At 64.8% G+C, this 21414-nt stretch carries 20 protein-coding genes and 1 pseudogene; 6 read left to right on the top strand and 15 right to left on the bottom strand.

Annotated elements, in window-relative coordinates; translation table 11 throughout:
• Positions 1-138: 138 nt before the first annotated feature.
• Positions 139-690, bottom strand: a complete 552-nt coding sequence (locus tag AC1DY5_RS10105; RefSeq protein ID WP_478111155.1) for a Bug family tripartite tricarboxylate transporter substrate binding protein — start codon at positions 688-690, stop codon at positions 139-141.
• A gap of 203 nt (positions 691-893) precedes the next feature.
• Here AC1DY5_RS10105 and AC1DY5_RS10100 point away from each other — a divergent pair, with 203 nt between their 5' ends.
• The 6 genes and pseudogenes from AC1DY5_RS10100 (at position 894) to AC1DY5_RS10075 (ending at position 6735) form a co-directional block, all read left to right on the top strand.
• On the top strand, positions 894-2123 hold the full coding sequence (locus AC1DY5_RS10100; RefSeq protein WP_478111154.1) for a CaiB/BaiF CoA transferase family protein: 1230 nt from the start codon (positions 894-896) through the stop codon (positions 2121-2123).
• A complete protein-coding gene (locus AC1DY5_RS10095; RefSeq protein ID WP_478111153.1) occupies positions 2123-2740 on the top strand; it encodes a glutathione S-transferase family protein in 618 nt (205 codons plus the stop codon). The genes AC1DY5_RS10100 and AC1DY5_RS10095 overlap by 1 nt, the downstream gene beginning before the upstream one ends.
• Positions 2733-4269 (top strand): annotated as a pseudogene (locus AC1DY5_RS10090) (3-hydroxyacyl-CoA dehydrogenase). The gene AC1DY5_RS10095 and the pseudogene AC1DY5_RS10090 overlap by 8 nt, the downstream one beginning before the upstream one ends.
• Positions 4266-5051, top strand: a complete 786-nt coding sequence (locus AC1DY5_RS10085) for an enoyl-CoA hydratase-related protein (protein ID WP_478111152.1) — start codon at positions 4266-4268, stop codon at positions 5049-5051. The pseudogene AC1DY5_RS10090 and the gene AC1DY5_RS10085 overlap by 4 nt, the downstream one beginning before the upstream one ends.
• Before the next feature lie 2 nt (positions 5052-5053).
• Positions 5054-5734 carry a flavin reductase family protein gene (locus tag AC1DY5_RS10080; protein ID WP_478111151.1) on the top strand — a complete coding sequence of 227 codons (681 nt, stop codon included), beginning with the start codon at positions 5054-5056 and terminating at the stop codon, positions 5732-5734.
• 14 nt (positions 5735-5748) lie between these two features.
• Positions 5749-6735 (top strand): Bug family tripartite tricarboxylate transporter substrate binding protein, encoded by a 987-nt coding sequence (locus AC1DY5_RS10075; protein WP_478111150.1) that lies wholly within the window; start codon positions 5749-5751, stop codon positions 6733-6735.
• 99 nt (positions 6736-6834) lie between these two features.
• Here AC1DY5_RS10075 and AC1DY5_RS10070 read toward each other — a convergent pair whose 3' ends face one another.
• The 14 genes from AC1DY5_RS10070 to AC1DY5_RS10005 form a co-directional block, all read right to left on the bottom strand.
• On the bottom strand, positions 6835-7833 hold the full coding sequence (locus AC1DY5_RS10070) for a Bug family tripartite tricarboxylate transporter substrate binding protein (protein ID WP_478111149.1): 999 nt from the start codon (positions 7831-7833) through the stop codon (positions 6835-6837).
• Between the two features lie 43 nt (positions 7834-7876).
• A complete protein-coding gene (locus AC1DY5_RS10065; protein ID WP_478111148.1) occupies positions 7877-9430 on the bottom strand; it encodes a tannase/feruloyl esterase family alpha/beta hydrolase in 1554 nt (517 codons plus the stop codon).
• 125 nt (positions 9431-9555) lie between these two features.
• Positions 9556-10380, bottom strand: a complete 825-nt coding sequence (locus tag AC1DY5_RS10060) for an amidohydrolase family protein (protein ID WP_478111147.1) — start codon at positions 10378-10380, stop codon at positions 9556-9558.
• On the bottom strand, positions 10377-10949 hold the full coding sequence (locus tag AC1DY5_RS10055) for a carboxymuconolactone decarboxylase family protein (RefSeq protein WP_478111146.1): 573 nt from the start codon (positions 10947-10949) through the stop codon (positions 10377-10379). The genes AC1DY5_RS10060 and AC1DY5_RS10055 overlap by 4 nt, the downstream gene beginning before the upstream one ends.
• Positions 10950-11056: 107 nt before the next feature.
• Positions 11057-12025 (bottom strand): LysR substrate-binding domain-containing protein, encoded by a 969-nt coding sequence (locus AC1DY5_RS10050; protein WP_478111145.1) that lies wholly within the window; start codon positions 12023-12025, stop codon positions 11057-11059.
• 99 nt (positions 12026-12124) lie between these two features.
• Positions 12125-13501 carry an MFS transporter gene (locus AC1DY5_RS10045; protein WP_478111144.1) on the bottom strand — a complete coding sequence of 459 codons (1377 nt, stop codon included), beginning with the start codon at positions 13499-13501 and terminating at the stop codon, positions 12125-12127.
• 755 nt (positions 13502-14256) lie between these two features.
• On the bottom strand, positions 14257-14796 hold the full coding sequence (locus AC1DY5_RS10040; protein ID WP_478111143.1) for a cupin domain-containing protein: 540 nt from the start codon (positions 14794-14796) through the stop codon (positions 14257-14259).
• Between the two features lie 20 nt (positions 14797-14816).
• Positions 14817-15929 (bottom strand): alcohol dehydrogenase catalytic domain-containing protein, encoded by a 1113-nt coding sequence (locus tag AC1DY5_RS10035; RefSeq protein ID WP_478111142.1) that lies wholly within the window; start codon positions 15927-15929, stop codon positions 14817-14819.
• A 171-nt stretch (positions 15930-16100) separates the two neighbouring features.
• Positions 16101-16970: an alpha/beta fold hydrolase gene (locus tag AC1DY5_RS10030; protein WP_478111141.1), complete on the bottom strand. Its 870-nt coding sequence runs from the start codon at positions 16968-16970 to the stop codon at positions 16101-16103.
• Positions 16971-17007: 37 nt separating this feature from the next.
• Positions 17008-18075 (bottom strand): 4-hydroxy-2-oxovalerate aldolase, encoded by a 1068-nt coding sequence (gene dmpG / locus AC1DY5_RS10025; RefSeq protein WP_478111140.1) that lies wholly within the window; start codon positions 18073-18075, stop codon positions 17008-17010.
• Between the two features lie 11 nt (positions 18076-18086).
• The gene (locus tag AC1DY5_RS10020) at positions 18087-19037 is read right to left on the bottom strand and encodes an acetaldehyde dehydrogenase (acetylating) (RefSeq protein ID WP_478111139.1); all 951 of its coding nucleotides are present in this window, start codon (positions 19035-19037) and stop codon (positions 18087-18089) included.
• A gap of 52 nt (positions 19038-19089) precedes the next feature.
• Positions 19090-19878 (bottom strand): 2-keto-4-pentenoate hydratase, encoded by a 789-nt coding sequence (mhpD, locus tag AC1DY5_RS10015; protein WP_478111138.1) that lies wholly within the window; start codon positions 19876-19878, stop codon positions 19090-19092.
• 13 nt (positions 19879-19891) lie between these two features.
• Entirely contained in the window at positions 19892-20842 is a 951-nt protein-coding gene (locus tag AC1DY5_RS10010) for a 3-carboxyethylcatechol 2,3-dioxygenase (RefSeq protein ID WP_478111137.1), read from the bottom strand.
• A partial coding sequence (locus AC1DY5_RS10005) for an aromatic-ring hydroxylase C-terminal domain-containing protein (protein WP_478111136.1) occupies positions 20842-21414 on the bottom strand: 573 nt, incomplete at its 5' end. The genes AC1DY5_RS10010 and AC1DY5_RS10005, both read right to left, overlap by 1 nt.

Raw genomic sequence — 21414 nt, 5'->3', positions numbered from 1 at the left:
ACCCGAACAAGTCGCCTACCAACTCACGATGCCGACGATCCAATGCCATCGAATTGGGTGATGTCATGTCTCAGGCGGTCAAATTGGACGGGCACGGCGCAACAAAACAAACCAACGCGACCAAGCGTGCGTCTGGGCTCACGGATTCAGGTGGTTGATATTCAGTTTGGCCTCGCGCTTGAGCAGCTCTGCCTGGAGGTGCGGTGTGGTGCCGCTGCCGGCCGAGGCGTAGTTGACCTTGCTGGCGTCGCCCGTGGCGGCAGCCTTCAGGTCTGCGAACGTCTTGTATTTCGAATTGGCGGCCACCACCAGCACCGCCGGCACCTTCAGTGCCTGGGTCACGGCGACCAGGTCCTTCTGCGGGTTGTAAGGCATCGACGGCACGATGTGCGGCACGATCGCCAGTGCGCCCGCCGAGGAGAACAACAGCGTGTAACCGTCGGCGGGCGACTTGGCGACCGCGTCGGCGCCCAGCAGGCCGCCAGCGCCGCCCTTGTTGTCGATGATGATGGATTGGCCAAGGGATGTGCTCAGCTTGGCGCCCAGTGCGCGCGCTGTCTGGTCCACCGGCCCGCCGGCAGGAAAGGGAACGACCAAGCGGATCGGCTTGGTGGGATAGGCCTGCGCCCATCCCGAAGCTGCGGCCAACGCAAGGGTGAATGCAGCCGCGGATTTCAAAAGTCCATTCATGGTCGATGTCTCCAGTTTGTCGTGGATGAACTTTAGGGGCGGGAGCGATTCCTGCCACCGCGCTCTGGCGCATACCTGCTATGCAACGCCGGCCACGCGAGGCGTGCCGGTATGCGCCGCGGCGCATCACAGTCTTGCGGCCTCGCACGTAGCCCAAAACGGATCCTGATTCCAGAATTCAGTCCACCACAAGGAGACTTCAAATGACCACCAACAAAGGCCCGCTGTCGCACGTCAAGGTGCTCGACCTGAGCCGCATCCTCGCCGCACCCTGGGCCAGCCAAATCCTCGCTGATCTGGGCGCCGAGGTGATCAAGGTCGAGCGGCCCGGCGCCGGCGACGACACGCGCACATGGGGGCCTCCGTTCCTGAAAGACGCCGAAGGCAAGGACACGAAGGAAGCCGGCTACTACCTGGCCGTCAACCGCGGCAAGCGCTCGATCACGGTCAGCCTCGAAAAGCCGGAGGGCCAGAAGATCGTCAAGGAGCTCGCCAAGCGAGCCGACATCGTGCTCGAGAACTACAAGGCCGGCACGCTGGCCCGCTATGGGCTGGATGAAGCATCGCTGCGCAAGATCAACCCGCGCCTCATCTACTGCTCGGTCACCGGCTTTGGCCAGACCGGCCCGCGGCGCGACCAGCCGGCCTACGACTTCCTGATCCAGGCGATGGGTGGCCTGATGAGCGTCACCGGCGAGAAGGATGGCCGGCCTGGCGGTGGGCCGCAGAAAGTCGGCATTCCGATCGTCGACCTGATGACCGGCATGTACACCGCCGTCTCCGTGCTTGCCGCGCTGGCGCGCCGCAACGAGACCGGCGTCGGCGACGCCATCGACATCGCCATGCTCGATGTGCAGGTGGCGACGCTCTCCAACCAGGCGATGAACTACCTGGTGTCGGGCAAGGTGCCGCGGCGCAACGGCAACGCGCATCCGAATATCCAGCCGCAGGACGTCTACGCCTGCGCCGATGGCGACGTGATCCTGGTGGTCGGCAACGACGGCCAGTTCGCCAAGCTGTGCGAGGTCTTCGGACAGAACGACTGGATCACGGACGAGCGCTTCGCCACCAACGCCCAGCGGGTCCGGAACATCGGCGAGTTGTCGGCCATGCTGCGCGACGTGTTCGCCGAATGGGAGCGCGAGAAGCTGATTGCCGCCCTCGACAGGGCCGGCGTGCCCTGCGGCCCCATCAACACGGTAGCCGATGTGTTCAAGGAGCCTCAGGTTAAGGCGCGCGAGATGCTCCGTTACGTGCCTCATCCGAGCGGTGTCGACGCACCGCAGGTCGCGAGCCCGATGCGTTTCGCGGAGTCCCCGCTGCAAACGCAAACCGCGCCCCCGCTGCTGGGTCAGCACAGCGAAGACATCCTGTCCGAGCTGGGCTACGGCGCTACCGACATCGCAGCGCTGCGCGAAACCGGAGCGATCTGATGGCCGCGACGATGAAGCTGCACTGGTCGCCCAAGTCGCCCTATGTGCGCAAGGTGATGATCTGCGCGCACGAGCTCGGGCTGGTGTCGAAGCTCGAGCTGGTTCGCTCTGTCGCCGCGATGCTGAAGCCCAACCCGGCCATCATGGCGGACAACCCGCTGTCGAAGATCCCGACGCTGGTGCGCGAAGACGGCTCGACGCTGTTCGATTCGATCGTGATCTGCGAGTACCTGAACGACCTGGCCGGCGGAACCCTGTTCCCGCCGCAGGGCGAGGCACGCTGGCAGGCGCTACGCTGGCACGCTTTCGGCGATGGGCTGCTCGACGCGCTGATCCTCCGGCGCAATGAGCGCGAGCGCGAGCATTCGCTGACGGCGTTGATGGATGCCTTCGAACTCAAGGTTCGTGCCTCGCTCAAGCTGCTCGACGCGGAGGCCGATTCGCTCGGCCGCGCGCCGTTTTCCATCGGCCACGTGACTGTCGGCTGCGCGCTCGGATACCTCGACTACCGCTTTGACACGCTCGGTTGGCGCGAGTGCGCGCCGCAACTCGCGGATTGGTTCGCTGGCTTGCAGACCCGTCCCTCCTTTCATTCCACGGAGCCCATCGATGGTTGATCAACAGAAAACTTCTACTGCGAGTGGCGCGCTGCCGCCAAACAAGAGCGTCATCGTCATCGGCGCCGGCACCATGGGCAGCGGCATCGCCGAGGTGGCGGCTACCGCCGGCCATACGGTGTACCTGCGCGACGCCAACGATGTGGCGATTGAACGCGGCCTTGGCATGATCCGCGCAAGTCTGGACAAGCGGGTGACTCGGGGCAAGCTCGACAAGGCAACGCGCGACGCAGTGCTCGAACGCGTGCGACCCGAAATGCCCGATAGTGCGCTGGTCGGCGTCGGCCTCGTCATAGAAGTCATCTACGAGGACCTGGAAGCCAAGGTGGCCGCACTGTCGGCGCTCGAGCCTCAGTTGCCAGCCGACGCCATCGTGGCCACCAACACCTCCTCGTTCTCCGTCACGGCCCTTGCCGGCCGACTCAGGCGCCCCGAGCGGGTGGTTGGCATGCATTTCTTCAATCCGGCCACCGTGCTGCCGCTGGTCGAGGTGGTCAGCGGCCACGTCACCGCACCGGAGGTGGCGCAAGCCATCTTCGCGACAGCATTGGCCTGGGGAAAGACACCGGTTCACTGTCGCTCGACGCCTGGATTCATCGTCAACCGTGTTGCGCGGCCGTTCTACGGCGAGGCGCTGCGGCTCCTGCAGGAGCAGGCGGCCTCGCCAGCGACGATCGATGCGGTGATGCGCGAGGCCGGGGGGCTTTCGCATGGGGCCCTGCGAGTTGATGGACCTGATCGGCCACGACGTCAATTTCGCCGTCACGCGCTCGGTATACCAAGCCTTTTTCGACGACCCGCGCTACAAGCCGTCGCTGATGCAAAAGGACCTGGTGGATGCCGGCTGGCTCGGTCGCAAGTCCGGTCGCGGCTTCTTCGACTACCGCGACGGCGCAGCGCCCATAGCGCTCGATGAGCTGGCGACGCAAAAGGTGCCCGCAGTCGTCCGCATCGAGGGTGACCTCGGGCCTGCCCAGCCGCTCGTCGAATTGCTGGCGAAGCACCGGGGCATCCGCCTAGAGCGCAGCGACGGCGAAGGCCTGCTGCGGGTCGATGGTCTCGCGCTTGCGCTGACCGATGGCCGAACCGCGACCGAACGCGCCTTTGCGCTGGGGGAAGCGACGGTCCTGTTCGATCTCGCCCTTGACTACGCCACTTGCACCCGGATTGCCATTGCGCCGTCAGCGCGGGCGAGCGCCACCGATGTTTCCAAGGCCGCAGGCTTGTTCGGGGCGTTGGGAAAGCGCGTCTCGTTGCTGGCCGACGTCCCCGGCATGCTGGTGATGCGGACCGTGGCCATGCTGGTGAACGAGAGCGCGGAAGCCGTCTACCAGGGCATCGCCTCCGGCGACAGCGTCGACGCCGCAATGCGAATGGGCGTCAACTACCCGGTCGGCCCGATGGCCTGGGGACGCGCCATCGGCTTTGCGACTGTCTTGCGCACAGTTCGTAACCTCGGCGCCAGCTACGGCGAAGACCGCTATCGCGGCTCGGTGTGGCTGCAGCGCGAAGTGCAGGCCGCCTCATGAACGCCGAATCCGTTCGCCCCGTGGTGCGCAGCGAGCGCAGGGGCCGCGTCGGCATCGTGACCATCGATCGGCCGGAGCGTCGAAATGCCTTGAATCTGCAGGTCAAGAAGGACCTGGTCGAGCATTTGCAGGCACTGGCGAAGGACGATGGCGTGGCCGCCGTGGTGTTGACTGGCAGCGAAGGCTCTTTCGTGGCGGGCACCGACATTGGCGAAATGTCGACGATGCGGCCTGGCGACCATGTCCGGCTCGATACGGACCGCGTCTTCCATGTCGTGCGGCAACTCGCCAAGCCGGTGATCGCCGCGGTGGAAGGCTATGCGCTGGGCGGCGGCTGCGAACTGGCGCTGGCCTGCRACATCATCATCGCGGCCGAAGATGCGAAGTTCGGCCAGCCGGAGATTCGCGTCGGGATCATGCCCGGCGCCGGCGGCACGCAGCGGCTGCTGCGCGCGGCGGGCCGTTACAAGACGCTGCTTTGGAGCCTGACGGGCGACATGATCCCGGCAGGCGACGCCTACATGGCCAATGTGGTGAGCGAGCTGGTGCCAACGGGGCAGGCGCTGGAACGTGGCGTCGAACTGGCCGAGCAGATCGCCGGTATGCCGCCGCTGGCGGTGCAGGCGATCCGCGACGCGGTGCGGCTGGGAGGCGACGTTCCGATAGAAACCGCGCTCGCACTGGAGCGCCGCTACTTCGAGCGGCTGTTCGACAGCGAAGACCAGAAGGAAGGCATGCGTGCCTTCCTGGAAAAGCGCACGCCGCGGTATGAGGGGCGTTGACCATGAAAGAACAGTCCTTCACCTGCGTCGAAGGCGATAGCCTCGACACGGCGACCGCCTATCGCCTCCTGGTCGGCTGCGTGGCCCCGCGTCCGGTGGCGTGGATCACGACGATCGACGAACAAGGGCGGGTCAATGCGGCGCCGTTCAGTTCCTACAACTACGTGGCAACGAGTCCGCCGATGCTGGCGATCAACATCGCGACACGACCCGGTAGCGGCAACACCAAGGACACGGCGCGCAACATCGTGCGCGGCCGCGAGTTCGTGGTGAATGTGGCGATCGAGCACAACATGGAGCTCATGCATCGGAGCGCTCAGGAGTTCGCTCCTGATGTCAGCGAGGCCGAGGCGCTCGGGATTTCGCTGCTTGCGAGCCGGCACGTGCAGCCGCCGCGTATTGCGGTCTCTCCGGTGCAGATGGAATGCCGGCTGGACCAGGTCATCGTGCTGGGCCGCGGCATCAACACGCTCTACATCGGCGAGATCGTCGCCTTCCACCTGTCAGAAGAGGTCTACGACGGCACACGGGTCGACACCGTCCGCATGCGGCCCATCGCCCGTTTGGGCGRCCCCTTCTACGCAGGCCTGGGCGAGATTTTCCACCGTCCCATGCTGCAAAAGCCACCCGGCGGCGAAGGCTGGACGCCCGAGGGCGTCACAGACGAACCCAGCAAATCATGAATTAAAGGAACAAGATGTCCGCCTCCCGCCGCTTTATCCTCGTGCGCTCTTGCGTCGTTGTCGGTGCAGCGCTGTGCCTGCTGTCAGGCACCCACGCCGAGCCGCCCTACCCGTCTCGTCCGATCACGCTGATCCATCCCTACGCTGCCGGCGGCCCGGCCGACACATTGGCGCGTGGTATGGCGCATCAGCTCGGCACACGGCTGAAGCAGCCGGTCATCGTGGACAGCAAGGCGGGAGGCGCGGCAACCATCGGAACGGGGTTCGTCGCCCGCGCCAAGCCGGACGGCTACACCTTGCTGATCGGAACTTCCGCTGGCCACGTGGTGACGCCGCTGATGCAACGCATTCCATACGATGGAATCGCCGACTTCGCCTTCATTGCCGTCGTGGCGAGTCAACCCAACGTGCTTGTCGTGAACCCAGCGGTCGGCGTCGACAGTCTGCAGGGCCTCGTCGCGCTAGCCAAGAAAGAGCCAGGCAGGCTCAACTACGCGTCGGCCGGCACCGGTGGCGCCACGCACCTGGGCGCGGAATCGTTCCTGCAGCGAGCTCAGATCCGTATCACGCACGTCCCCTACGGCGGCGCGGCGCCGGCACTGAAGGATCTGCTGGGCGGCCAGGTCCAGGTGGGCATGCTGAATCTGGCGGCCACGCAAGCTTTCATCAAGGATGGGAAGCTCAAGGCCCTGGCTTACGGCGGCGCCAAGCGCTCACCTTTGCTGCCACAGGTTCCTACCATGGCCGAAGCCGGATTCGCAGGCGCCGAGTCGACGACTTGGTACACCCTTGCCGCGCCAAAGGGAACGCCAGGGGAGGTCGTCGAGGTCCTGCGCAAGGCCGTTGCCGACATCAATGCCGATCCGGCCTATCAGGCACTGCTCGCATCACTGGGCGCCGAGCGCATGGGGTTGTCGCCCGCCGAGACCACGGCCTTCGTGCAGCGTGACAAGGTGGCGATGACCAAGCTGCTCGGTTCGCTCGATCTGCTCGGAAAATAGGGAGCTATTCATATTGCAGTCTGTCTTGCCGCATCGAGGCAAGGCAGCTGCCAGTGAGGCAGCAGATGCGCTGAACTCCACCGCCTCGCCGATTCATTGTCATTCCGCGGTCGCACCGGATTTCTTGACGATCTCGGCCCACTTCGGGATCTCGCTGCGAATCAGCGTTCCGAAGGCCTCGGGGCTGCCGAAGGTGGGCTCGATGCCAAGCGTGGCCAACTGCTCGCGCAATGCCGGCGCTGCCATCGCGCGCCCCAGCGCGGCGTGGATCTTGGCGACCACATCCTTCGGCGTGCCGGCCGGCGCCAGCAGGCCGAGCCAGTTGGAGACCTCGTAGCCTCTGACGCCGGCTTCCGCCACGGTCGGCACCAGCGGCAGCGCCTGCAGCCGCCGGCTCGAAGTCACCGCGAGCGCGCGCACGCGGCCGGACTTGATGTGCTCCTCGTAGACGGTGTAGGAGTCGAAGGTCATATCGATGCGGCCAGCCAGCACGTCGGTCAACAGCGGCGCGCTGCCCTTGTACGGCACGTGCAGCATCTTGACGTCGGCCATGCTCTCGAACAGCGCGCCGGCCAGGTGGCTCGAGCTGCCGTTGCCGGCCGAGCCATAGGTCAACGCGCCGGGTCTGGCTTTGGCCTGGGCGACAAGTTCGGCGATGTTCCTGGCGCTCACCTGCGGCCCGACCACCAGCACGCGCGGCGTCAGGTGCGTCACGCTGATCGGCGCGAAGTCCTTCAGCGGGTCGTAGCGCAGCCTGGGATAGAGGGCCGGGTTGATCGCCTGCGTGCCCATGGTCGCAAAGAACAGCGTGTAGCCGTCCGGCGCCGCATGGGCGGCGGCCTCGGCCGCCGTGGTGCCGCCAGCACCGCCGCGGTTGTCGACGATCACCTGCGTGCCGAGTTCGGTGCCAAGGCGCTGCGCCATGCCGCGCGCCATCACGTCGGTGGCGCCGCCGGCCGGGAAGGGCACGATCAGGCGGACCGGCTTGTCGGGATAGGCTGCTGCGAACGAGGGTGAGGCCGCGAAAGCCAGCACCATCGCGAACAGCAGCGCGCGACGGTCCCTGCGATTATTCGCAGCGGAAGTTGGTTGCGTCATTGATGTCTCCCGCGCCCTTGTAGCGCGCCTGTTGCGGGTGCGGTCACAGCGGACGGCTGCGGGCACCGACATTGAAGTACCCGGGGTTGCTGGCCTTGGCAAGGACACTGTCGGGTGCCGTGCCCGCCTCGACCCATTGCACCAGCTGCGGCAGCATGTCGAAGCTGTCGGTGGCGGGACCGCCGCGGCAATGGTTCATGCCGGGCACCACGTACATCCGTGCGAAGTCCTGCGGACTGCCGCCCATCTGCCTGGCGACACCTTCATACCAACGCAGCGTGTCGTTCAGCGATACCGACGAGTCCGCGCCACCGTGGTAGACCATGAGCTTGCCGCCGCGTCTCTTGAAGGGCGACAGATCCGTGGCGTCCGTGAAGTACATCGACGCCGAAGACGGCGAGTAGGCCGGCTTGACGCCAGGCGCCGAGGTGCCGTAAATCTTGGCGGGATCCGTGTCGAAGTTGTAGGCCAGCGAGAAGGGCAAGGCATCGCTGTCGGCAAACGGAACCTTCGGCGCCGAGGTGTAGAGCACCGATATGGCGGAAACGAATGAGAGCTTGATGGCGTTGTTCACCGTTGCGCTCGATGATCCGAGCCACCACGAGCGCCATGCCTGGCTGTAGCTCTTGTCCGTGGTCGAGACACCGCCCATGCCCGGATCCCACGGCCAGTCTGAGTAAAGTTGGCGGCCCTTTGAATCGACGGCACCGGCATATGCTGTCTCCAGTGTCTTGATCTGGTCCGCCGACAGGCAGCTGTCCCCCTTGGCGCCCGGGCACTGCGCTGTCAGCAACTGGGCATGCACCCGTGGCGCGGTGCACGCGGGCAGGTTGTCGACGATGCCATCCGACAAGCCATCGAGCGCGTCGCACGCCTTGAGCACTGCATTGCGCACCAACAGCAAGTCGGAGTCGCTGAAGCTCTGGCCAATGGCCGGCTGACCGTCAGGAAGCGACTTGCCCAGGCGCTTGGCCAGTCCAGCGAACAGTTGGGTCGTGTGGATGCCGGCCAGCGGGCCCAATGGCAGGTGCAAGGTCGGATCGCCGGCAATGATGCCGTCGTAGTGCTCGGGGTAGCGCTGCGACATCAGCAAGGCCTCGCGCCCACCTTCCGAGCAGCCCTGGAAATAGGCGTAGCGCTGCGGCTGCCCGTAGTAGGCCCGCGTGAGCAGCTTCCCCACGCGCGTGACCTGGTCGTAGGACTCGTAGGCGAAGGCAATGCGCGCCTGCGGGTCGAGCCCGAACGCGGCAGTGCCGCCGGCATCGGGACGGCTATTGAGCGTGTTGTCGTGGCCGGCGTCGGTCCCAATGGTCGCGAAGCCCTGGGCCATCACGGCGACGGGGTCGACCAGCACGCCGTTGGTACCGCCGCCACCGCCCATGTAGAAGCGCTGGTTCCAGGCTTGCGGCAGACGCAAGCGGAGCCGCGTGGCGTAGCGCTGGCCGTCGACGCCGACTCGGGAGTCGATGTCGCCGTCGATGCGGCAATGCGCCGGCTGTGTCGGCGTCGCCGTCTCGAACATCGCGGCCAGGATGCGCGTATTGGGTGGCAGGGCGACGGCGGTGGCCAACGCGCCGCACGCTTGCGGCGTGTTCAATGCCGCGCCATTGGCGATGACGTCGTTCCGGTAACTGCAGGCGCCAAGGCCAAGTGTCGCCACAATCGCAATGGCCAGAGCCGGCTGATTGGCTCTTGCTGGGCGATCCATCGCGGCGAGCGGATTCATCGGTACAGGCGCTCCGGATTGGCGCGAAGCACCTGGCCTGCAATGGCCTCGTTGCCGGCCCAATCCCTGAACATCGAGAGCAGTTGCGCAGCGTCGGGCGTGGGCGTCACCCGCAGGTGCGGCCAGTCGCTGCCCCACACCAATCGCTCGGGGTTGGTTTCGATCATCCTCTGCTGAAAGGCCCGCCCGGCTTGCCAGTCAGGTGCGTCGAGGAGGTTGCGATAGGCACAAAGCTTGACCCAGACCTTGCCCGACGCGAGTAGTTTGAGCAGCGTCCGAAACTCCGGTTCGTCCGTTCCGGCGTTCACGTCGAAGCCGCCCATGTGGTCGATCACGATCGGCACGGGCAGCGCCAGCAATTGGGGGGCAATCGCGGGCAGTGCCTTGCAGTCGGTCCATAGCTCTGCATGCAGGCCGGCATCTGCGAGCGCGGGCGCGAGCGCCTGCAGGTCATCGAAAGATGCGCTGCCAGCGAAGTTGGTGCCTGGGCCGCTTCGATGACTGAAACGTGCGCCTCGCACGCCGTGATCACGCAGGCCATGCAGCGCCAGCTTGTCGCCTGGTTGCACCACGACCACGCCGCGCAAGGAGGGCCGTGCCGCCAATGCGTTCAGCAGCAGTGTGTGGTCCTTGCCATATGCGCTTGGATGCACCAGCACGCCGTGGGCGAGACCAAGTCGTGCGAGCAGCGCCAGATAGGTCGACTCGCTGGCTTCTGGCGGCGTGTAGTTGCGCTCGGCCGCCAACGGAAATTGGTCGTAGGGACCGAATAGGTGGGCGTGGCAATCCCAGCCCGCGGCTGCAGCGGCGGACTCGCTCATTGCAGGTCTGCCCTTTGTGGGAGCTGGAAGGCCGGTGCGATGCCATCAGGCAGTGGAATCTCGTGGCAGTTGAGCGTCATTGCGACCATCGTGTAGTAGCCGATCAGAGCAGTCAGTTCGACCACCGTGCGTTCTCCGAAGCGCCCAAGCGCCGTGGCGTAGGTCGCATCGGAAACCGAGTTGTGCCGGTTGAGTTCGACCGCGTAGTGGTAGACGGCAGCGTCGTCCGCCGAAAGGCCGGGCGGCTCGGTCTGGGCGAGTAGCGCTTCGATGATCGGCTGTTCGATGCCGGCCTTCTCGGCTTCGGCGCGATGCGCATACCACTCGAAAGGCGAGTTGCAGGCGCGACCGGTGACCAGGATCGCGATTTCCGACTGCCGCGGCGTCAACGTCGTGCCGTAGCGCAGCAGGGCGCCGATCGCCTGCCATTTGTCCGCGAGCTCCGGGTTGTGGAGCGCGGCCCGAAGCGGACCCTGAATGCGCCCGCGCGGACCGGAAATGATCTTGTCGTAGACGGCGCGCTGCTCGGGATTCATGGTCTCCGGCGCGGGCAGGGAAATTCTTGGCATGAACGTGTCTCCTGTGGTCGATCGTTGCCAACGAGCTTAGGCGACCGGGGCAATGCAAGCATCCGTGCGCGACGCAACGCTGCTATGCGTGGGCGCGCAAGACGAGGCTACGCGGGACCGCCGGAGTGCCACATCCCGCTGCGCGCGCTGTCTTCCACGACGCCGACGATTTCCGCGGCGACGGCAGATACCGTCCGTCCGGGCCCCTTGGTGCGCGCCAGGGCCATGGAGACGATGCGCTGCAGTGCCGGCGAAACGATCTTGGCCGCTTGCAGACGCCCTTCCTGCAATTCCGCCCACACCGCGTGGATGGGTAACACGGTGTAGAGCCGAGCTTCGGCGACTGTCGTTCGCATCAGCGGAAGCGAATCGGCTTCGATGGCCGGCGCCAGCGTGATGTGCTCCTGCCGGGCCATCGCGTCCAGCGCCGTGCGCAGCCCATTCGGCGCGCTCGGCAGGATGAAAGGCAACTCGTGCAGGGCAGAAAAGGCAACTTCGGGTGCAGCAGTCAATCGGTCACCCGCGGGGCCGATCAGGTAGCTGTCGACGGTGGCAAGCGCCTGCTCCTGCTCGTAATGCGCATTGCCGTATCGATAGAGAATGGCTATGTCGACGCGCGCGTCGGACAGCCATTCCTCTACCTGACCACTCGAGCCTTCRAGGATCTTGAGCTGGATTCCCGGATGGCGTTCGCGCAACTGTTTGAACAGGCGGCCGACGATTGGATTGGTAATCGAGGGCAGCGATCCGATGGTGACTCGGCCAGAGGGCTCGCGCGCCTCGCCATGGATTTCCAGCTCCAGCTGCTCCGCATCCGAAAGAAGGGCCTTTACAAGCGGAAAGATGCGCTGGCCGACATCGGACAGTGCCACGCCGCGGCCTGTGCGATTGAAAAGCCGCGCCTTGCATTCCCGCTCCAGCGCATTCAGATGGCGGCTCAGCAGGGATTGATTGCTGTCCAGAAACAGGGCTGCTCGTGTCAGGCTGCCCAGTTCTGCAATGGCCAGGAATGCCCGCCACTTCTGCAGGTCAGACGTGATGTCGAGCTGGATTTGAGTGGCTTTGCCAGATTGCATCGGACTTCGCTCGCATCGTTGTAAGCGTGCCATTGTCCAGCTTGTGAACGGCACTCAAATGCCGGGTTTCCCTCACCCCCGTCACCCACTTCGCTGGATTTAGGCCGCCACTTTGAGTTGCGGCACGGCGCTCGCGCGATTTCGGTTGTGGTGGCCGATCGCCACGACGGTGACGGCGCCCACGATCATTAGGGCAGCCAGGTAGTACTGTCCTGCGGCGAGGGTTTTGGTGTGCTCGTTCAACCACCCCACGATGACGGGACTGATGAGACTCCCCACGCCGGCCAGCGTACTGATCAGCGCAATGCCACCCGGCGCGGCTTTGGCGCTCAGGTAGAGGGCCGGCATGGACCAGAACGGACCCATGGCCGCGAAGGTTCCCGCGGCAGTCGCGATGAGTGCGACCAGCGACAAGGTCGGATTGCTCGATACGAGCGGCAAGAGCAACCAACCCAGCGCCGATGCCATCGCGCAGGCGGCGGCGTGCCAGCGGCGCTCATCGCGCGCGTCGGAGCGGCGGGCCACCCATTGCTGCGCAACCACACCCACGACGTATGGCGCCATGGCCATCAGGCCAATGGTCCAGGTGCTCGTGACGCCGGAGCGTTGAATGATCGTGGGCAGCCAGAAGGAGATGTTCGATGCGCTGGCCAGCAACGCGACGCCCATGCCGACGAGCAGGTAGAAGCGCGGCGAGCGCAACGCATCCATGAATGAATGGTGTCCACCACCACTCCTGGACCGGTCCGCCTCTAGGTCGGCTTCGATCAGGTTACGCTCCCGAACACTGAGCCATGGTGCAGAAGCCGGTGTGTCCTTCAGGAAGAAGAACACAACGATGGCGAAGAGCAGCGCCGGTGCACCCTCGATGAGGAACAGYCACTGCCATCCCTTGAGTCCGTGCCAGCCGTCCATGCTGTGCATGATCATCCCGGACAACGGTCCACTGATGACACCCGATAGCGGAATCGCTGCCATGAACACCGCCGTGAAACTTGCCCGCCTCGCCGCCGGTACCCAATAGGTCAGGTAAAGCAACACGCCGGGGAAAAGCCCGGCTTCCGCGGCCCCGAGCAGGCAGCGCGCGAAATAGTAAGAGTTGGGGCTCGTCATGATCGCCAGCAGGACGGAGCAGACGGCCCACAGCAGCATGATGCGCAGCAGCGTCTTCCTGAAGCCGATCTTCGCCAACATGAGATTGCTGGGGATCTCGAAGATCATGTAGCCCGCGTAGAACACGCCCGCGCCGATACCGAAAACCGTGTCGGAAAAGTTGAGATCCCGCATGAACCCCAGCTTGGCGAAGCCGACGTTGGAGCGGTCGATGTAGGCAATGATGTAGACGATCACCAGCATCGGAAGAAGGCGCAGAAGCACCTTCCTGTAGACCGCGTCGGCGTATGTTTTCTGGGGCTGCGGCGCCGCTAAGTCCGCGATGGCCGATGATCGACGCACGGGCGCCTGTTGGCTATTCATTTGTGTCTCCAGCGCTATGTTTCGGTCAACGCGACCGTCGCGTGGCACATCGAACGGCTTATGGCCTGACCTTCAGCGTGACGCCAGTTGGCTCAAATGAATTCTGGCGACTTAACCGCCGTGGGCCATCGCGCGATGCGCATAGCTGCTATGGGCGAGGCGCGCTTCTCAACGGTGGTCAAGAAGAAAGTAGGATGCGTTGCTCAAAGTTGTTGCCAGTCCTGCGTCGATTCGAGCAGAACAGGTCCAAGCGCCTGCATGCGTTCGAAACTTGGGCGGCGCGGCGCTCGTCGGCCCAGCGCAGGTTGGAGGGCCCTCGGCGCGCCAGCAGACGTCGAGGGCGGTGTTTCGCCACTTCCAAAGGCCGCTTTGCCTGCATACCTACCGTTGGCCGCTCGGTGACGACGGACAGCTAAGGGCCCTACCCTGCCTTTCGCCAGCGCATCCCGTACAGCGGGTATGCAGCGTTTGCGGTCCTTCCCTGCCGCAGGTTGAATTCACGCTGTGAGGCCGACTCCGGTCGCTCAACAGCGATGGCCACCCGGAATCAAGTGTCCGCTCTCAAGGCATTGCTGTCATAGCTCCCTGCGTGCCCTCTGGCGACCGCGCCCTCGAAGTATCGAACGTCCGCTCTGTTCGCCATCGAATTGGGAGTTCGGGCCCGTTGCAGCCGTCCATCCCCGATCGACGAACGGCAGGTATGCGAGCGATAGCGGCCAAGGCCAGCGACACTGCGAACCGCATCTGCACAGACATCAGGGGCGCTTGGCCCCCACGAGGACGAACAGCATGGTCGCCGGCTTGTCGCTCTTGTTGCGCCAGGCGTGGCGCGTGCCATTCTGGATGACCACGTCGAGTGGCGCCAGTTTCTTCGTGACTCCATCGTCGAGCTCAAGGTGTAGTTCCCCCTCGATCAGCACACCGTAGTCCACGGAGTCGGTGGTGTGCATGCCAGGATGTTCAATCTCGAACTTCTCAGCCAAACCGGGCAGCACCCGCATGTACTCGCCACCTGCGGCGGCCGGATCGAAGTCGGGGCTCATCATCACGGCGTCGGGCGGGAAAGTGATGAACATCAAGTTCGTGCCGCCCGGCGGGGGAGCCCAGGAACGGGCGGTAAGGGCGGGATCGCCCTCGACCGCGCTCACTGAAGCGTTGGGAGCTGTCTCCCACAACAGGGAAGTGACGAAACCTGGAACATGCTCGAACTCGGTGGTACGCGGTGCAGCCGCGTCCGATACGAAGACGGCGCTTCCTTTCAGGTCGTGGCCGGTGACGATGCGTCTGATGTGCATGGTGTTCTCCTTGTTGCCGCTCAATGCATGATCACCACGTTGGTGAATCCGCCGCTGCGCTGGTCGATCGCGTCCAGCGCTTCGTTGACACGCTCAAGCGGAAAGCGCTCGTGCTCGAACACCCCGAGGTTCAGCGTGCCCGCGTGGGCCATCGCCGCCATGTCCTGCCCTTCCGCGGTCGTGAACCACAGCGAGCCGATGTAGGACTTCTGCAGGCACATCAGGGGGAATGGCTCCAGCGGTATGGGATCGGCAACGCCGCCGATGTTGATCGCCTTCCCACCGCGACGCAGTGCGTTGAACGAGTCGAGCACCGTCGCCACCGAGGCGTTGGGCCCCAGCGCTTCGATGAGCGCATCGACACCAAAGCCCCCGGTCGCTTCCATCACGATTTCTGAAGTCGGCCGCGATCCGAGTGCGATCGGGACGATGCGCTGCGGGTCCAGTTGCTGCAGCTTTTCAAGCAGCGTGGTGTTGCGCCCCGTCGCGAAGATCCTGGCGGCGCCCATGGCCAGCGCAAGGATGACTGCGCCCAACCCCAGCGTGCCCGTCGCGCCGTCAATGAGCACCGTCTGACCTGGAGAGAACTGTGCCTTGCGCAGTGCCGAGTAGGCGGTGCCCAGATAGCCGAAGCGAGCGCCTTGCTCGAAGCTGATGCTGTCGGGCAGCTTTACCAGGTTGGCCGCGGGTGCCGTCAGATACTGGCCGAAGCCCCCGTATGGATAGTCCTCGAAGAGCTGCTGCGAGCCAGGCCCAAAGCCGAAGTAGCCCTGGAACGTGTAGGCGGTGCAGTTGATGTGATCGCCGCGCCGGCACGCGAGGCAGCTTCCGCACGACAGCCCCGGATTCACGTACACGCGGTCGCCGGGCTTGATGTCCGCGCGGACCTGGCTGCCCACCTGCGCGACCACCCCGGCCGAGTCGAGGCCGTAGATCGCGGGCAACGCGGGCAGCGGCAGGAAGGGAAACCACTTTGGATAGCTCGTCACCACATTGCGCAGGTTCGGCACCACGCCGGCGGCCTTCACTTCGACAAGCACGTCGGTGGGCCGGACATCGGGTACCGGGATCGTGTCAACCTGGAATGGTTTACCGATCTTGTGCAGACGCGCAGCATTCATCATCTTGGTCATGGTTATCTCCGTTGAACTGAGGGAAAAATGACCGGACTGCTACGCCCGGCCGGGGGGATCGCTTGACGAGCGTCAGTCGCTCTTTTCGATTCGCGCAGACCTACGGACGCGGCTGTCCAATCGCCACGCATCAAGCGAGGCGGTCAAGGAAGGATCAGCGCCCGGGTTGGCTCAGCGCGCCAGGAAGTCCAGCACCATGCGGTTGAACTTGTCGGCGTGCTCCCACTGCGCCCAGTGGCCGCAGCGGCTGAAGACGTGCAGGTCGGCCTTCTGCAGACCTGTCACCAGCCGCAGGCCGATGTCCAGCGGAACGAAGCGGTCGTCGCGCCCCCAGACCACCAACGTTGGAGACGCAATCTCGCCAAGCCGGTGCCCCACATCGGGGAACTGCTTAGGGTTCGCTTCGGCGCTCTTGACGAAGTTTTCGAGGTGATCGCGACGGCTGAGCATGTTGTCCAGGCGCGCCTGGAAGAGCTCTTCTGTGAGGCTGCTCGTGTCGTAGACGAACACGTTCATCATGCGCTTGAGGTTCTCGATCGTGGGATCGCGGTACAGAGCGCCAATCAGCTTGATGCCCTCGGTGGGCATCGGCACGAACGGGCTGAGTCCGCCGGTGCCGCCACCCATCAGCACCAGCTTGCCCACGCGCTCGGGGTTGGCCAACGCGAAGGCCACCGCGCTGTGTCCACCCATCGAGTTKCCGACGATGTGAACCTTGTCGAGGCCAATGGCGTCCATCAAGCCCTTGAGGGCGCGTGCGTTGAGGTCGGAACGCGAGCCGGTGCTGACCACCGGATCGCTCTTGCTCCAGCCCGGGCAGTCCATCAGCACCACGCGGTAGCCGGCGGCCACAAACGGCTCGACATTGCGGTTGAAGTTGGCCCAGCCGCTGGCGCCTGGGCCCGAGCCGTGGAGCATCACAACCGTCTCGGCGCCGCTACCGGCGTCGTTGTAGTGCAGTTGCAGGTCGAGGTCGCCTTCCTTGATGCGGACGAAGCGGCTTGTGTCGGATTCGGTGATGCGCGCGGTGTTGGTGGACATGTCTTGATCTCAGATGTGTAGATTGGAAGAAAGGGCCTCAGGCGGCTTCGCTCATGGTGGGTGGCTGGTGAACGCGCTCGTGCTCGATGCCCTTCAACAGGTCAAGGGCCACGTCAACAATCATGTCTTCCTGGCCACCGACCATGCGGCGTTTACCCAGCTCGACCAGGATGTCCACCGTCTTCAGGCCGTACTTGCTGGCGGCCACCTCTGAATGGCGCAGGAAGCTCGAATACACGCCGGCATAGCCGAGCGCCAAGGTCTCGCGATCCACGCGCACCGGGCGGTCTTGCAAGGGGCGGACGATGTCGTCGGCCGCGTCCATCAGTTTGTAGAGGTCGGTGCCGTGGTTCCAGCCCATGCGCGCGGCCGCTGCGATGAAAACCTCCAGCGGGGCGTTGCCCGCACCGGCGCCCATACCCGCCAGGCTCGCGTCAACGCGGTCGCAGCCTTCTTCCACCGCGACGATGCTGTTGGCCACGCCCAGGCTCAGGTTGTGATGCGCATGCATGCCCGTTTGCGTTTCGGGTTTGAGCACGTCCTTGAATGCACGGAAGCGATCTCGCACTTCGTTCATGCTCAGCGCACCGCCTGAATCCACCACATAGCAGCAGGTCGCGCCGTAGCTTTCCATCAGCTTGGCCTGCTCCGCCAGCGCTTCCGGCGTGGTCATGTGGCTCATCATCAGGAAGCCCACGGCTTCCATGCCGAGATGGCGCGCGTACTCGATGTGCTGCCTCGAAACGTCGGCCTCGGTGCAATGTGTAGCCACGCGCACGATTCGGGCGCCCGCTTCGTAGGCGGCCTTGAGGTCGTGAACTGTTCCGATGCCAGGCAACAGCAACGTTGCAATCTTCGCGTGCTTGACCACGCTGGCGACCGCCTCGGTCCACTCGACATCGGTGTGGGCGCCGAAGCCGTAGTTGAAACTGCCGCCTTGCAGGCCGTCACCATGCGCGACTTCGATGGAATCGACCTTGGCTTCGTCGAGCGCCTTGGCTATCTGCTTGGCCTGTTCCACGCTGTATTGATGGCGGATGGCGTGGCTGCCGTCACGCAGGGTCACATCGGAGATGTAGATTTTCTTTTCGGGGTGGTGGGTCATCAATGTCTCCTTCAGGCTGGCACGGGGGCGAGCATCCGCTCGGCCATGGATTCGGCGGTGCGCAACGCGGCGCTGGTCATGATGTCGAGGTTGCCGGCGTAAGCAGGCAGGTAGTGGGCGGCGCCCTCCACCTCCAGGAAGATGGAGGTTTTCAGGCCGTGCATGCGGGCACCCACGCCTGGGATGCGGATCGGGCGTTCGGCCTCGATTCGGTCGAACTGCACTCTCTGCTTGACGCGATAGCCCTGCACATAAGCCTGGACATCAGCGGCCATGCGTTCGACCGACGCGGCGATTTCGTCCTCATCGGCGAAGTCGCTCAGTGTGTAGACGGTGTCGCGCATCATCAGCGGCGGCTCGGCCGGATTCAGCACGATGATGGCTTTGCCCTTGGCAGCGCCGCCGACCACTTCGATGGCCTTGGAAGTGGTCTCGGTGAACTCGTCGATGTTGGCGCGGGTGCCGGGACCGGCGCTCTTGCTCGAGATGCTGGCGACGATTTCGCCATAGTGAACCTTCGTCACACGGGAGACGGCAGCGACCATTGGGATGGTGGCCTGTCCACCGCAGGTGACCATGTTGACGTTGGGCGCGTCCAAATGCGCCTGGCCATTGACCACTGGAATGCAATAGGGACCGATTGCCGCGGGCGTGAGGTCCACGAGGCGGATCTCCGGCTTGAGGCTTCGCAGGAAGGCGTCGTTCCTGACGTGCGCGCCGGCCGAGGTGGCGTCGAAGACGATGTCGATGTCATCGAATACGGGCAGGCGCGAGAGACCTTCCACGCCTTCGTGGGTGGTGGCCACGCCCATGCGCGCAGCACGTGCCAAGCCGTCAGATGCGGCATCGATGCYGACCATCGCCCCCATTTCGATGTGCCGGCCATGGCGCAGGATCTTGATCATCAAGTCTGTGCCAATGTTGCCGCTTCCGATGATGGCGGCCTTCAGTTTGCGGGTCATGAATGTTCCTTATTGGGTGTAGCGATTGCTGCATTGAATGCGGTGGGATGGCTCATGCTGCGAAGAAGCGCGCGCGAACGCTGCCCACTCCGTCAATACGTGCCTCGAAGTGGTCGCCAGCCAGGACGGGCACCATCGGTCCCAACGCGCCCGTGAGGACGAGGTCGCCCGCGCGCAGCGGTTGGCCAAGCGAAGCCAACTTGCGTGCCAGCCAGACGGCGGCATTGAGGGGATGGCCCAAACACGCCGCACCGCTGCCGCTTGACACGGTCGCGTCGCCGCGCAACATCGTCATGCCGCACAACTTGAGGTCCAGGCCGTTGAGCTTGGTGGGTACGCCGCCCAGTGCGACCAGACCGCTGGAAGCGTTGTCCGCGACCGTGTCGGCAAACCGGATGTTCCAGTTGGCGATTCGGCTGCCCACGATCTCAATGGCCGGCAGGACGTAGGCCGTAGCGCCGATCAGTTCCACCAGCGTGGTGTCGGCTGCCAGCAAGTCACGCTCGAGTACCAGCGCGACTTCGGCCTCGACTTTGGGCTGCAGCGTGCGCGAGAGCGGTATTTCTTCATCGTCGCCATAGAGTATGTCGGCGAACAAGGTGCCGAAGTCGGGCTGATCGACACCAAGCTGACGCTGCACGGCAGGCGATGTGAGGCCGATCTTGCGGCCCACCACTCGTCGGCCCTGCGCAACGGCATGCGCGACGTTGGCCTGCTGGATGGCGTAGGCGAGGCTGCCGTCCGGGTCGGTGCCGAGTTCGTCGCGCAACGGGGCGATCGGCTCTCGTTGAGACTCGGCCATGCGCAAGCGCTCGGCCCACTGTTCGATGCGGGGGTCCATTTGGTTTTCCTGTTCAGTTGGGTTGCTTCAGCAACATGAGGCCGAAGCCGGCGATGTATTCGGGGATGGCCTGGTAGTGGCGCAAGGCGCAGGTCAGCGGACGGTCCACGGCGAGGGCGCTGCGCGCGACGAGCCAGCTCTTGGACTCATGAGCCGACAGGCCGCCCTCCTTTTCGATGCTGTCCTCGCTCATCGCGCACAGCGCATCGAGGCCTGCGGCGCCATCGACCAGACCGTCCATCCATCGGCGGTCCCAGTCCGGGTTGATGGGCTTCATGGCGCTGTCGCCCGCTGCCAGCGCGAGGCCAGCGGCCATCACACGTTGTGTCTTGGCCTCGCGCTCCTCTGGCGTCGGCTCGCTCCGGCGGGTGATGCGTTCGCGAACGGCCGCGTCCGGATGCGAGAGCGTGGGGACCGGCGGCTCGTGTGAGAGGCCGCCGGAGCCAATCAGCAGGGTGCGCCGCGGCTCCTTGTCGAGGAAGCGGCCGATCGCCTGCCCCAGCGCGCGGCAGCGGCGCAAGCGCGGGATTCCTGGCTGGGCTACCGCGTTAAGAAAGATCGGCAGTACAGGGGGTGTATCCAGGCCACCCCACAGAAGCTGCAGCGACTGTGCAAAGCCATGATCGACCTGCATACGGCGCGAGACGGCGAGGTCGAAGTCCTCATCCATCAATCGCGTGGCCAGTGCCACCGCCGCGTCGGCATCCACATTGAGGTCACCAGCCGGCGTCAAGTAGTCACCCACCGAGCGCGCCTGCGTGCCAATGCAGAACGGCGGCATCAGCTCGTTGAAGAAGCCGTTGTAGTGATCCGGCGCCACGAGCACGACGAGTTCCGGTGCGAATGCCAAGACCTGATCGCGGGCGCTGGCGATGGCGGCGTTCAGTGCTTGCTCCACCGCCGGCGCGACGGGGTTGAGCCCCATCAGCGGCGAGTGCGAGATGCCCAGGAAAGCGCGTTCCATCACGCTGCCTCCAACACCCGCGACTTCTGATCCAGCAGCGAAGCCAGGGCCTGCTCAAGTTCCTCACGGGCTTGCGTGGAATCGGCCACGCCAGCATGCTGGCGCCAAGCCACGACACCGTCGGGTCGCACCAGCAGGGCACCCGCTTCCTCGATTTCACGCACCGCGTGCCAACTGCAGTAGACGTCCTGGGCCGCCGGCCCCCCGATCACGACGGTTCGGAGGAACGGCAAATCCATTTCCTTCGCAGCGTCCGCCCAGGCTTGGCCAGCGATTCCGGTCACCAGGGAAACCTTCCCCTTGCCCACCAGATCGAGCGTGGACACGCGACGGCCGTCCTGTCCCACCAGCCAGGCGTGTGGCAGCTTGGCACCGGGGCGCGTCGTGGGTTGGACGTGAAGCTGCGGGTCGCGCTTCCACACCTCCTCGCTTGCGTCGGGCTCCGGAATGACGGCCTCGGACACGCAGCGCTGGTTGAGTTCGACGCCCTGGGCATTGAACTCGTAGTTCTTCAGCTTCAATGCCTCGGCCAAAGCCTCGTAGTTCTTCAGCTTCAATGCCTCGGCCAAAGC

Source organism: Variovorax sp. P4_D9 (assembly GCF_056401695.1).
This window is presented reverse-complemented; position numbering and strand designations above follow the sequence as displayed.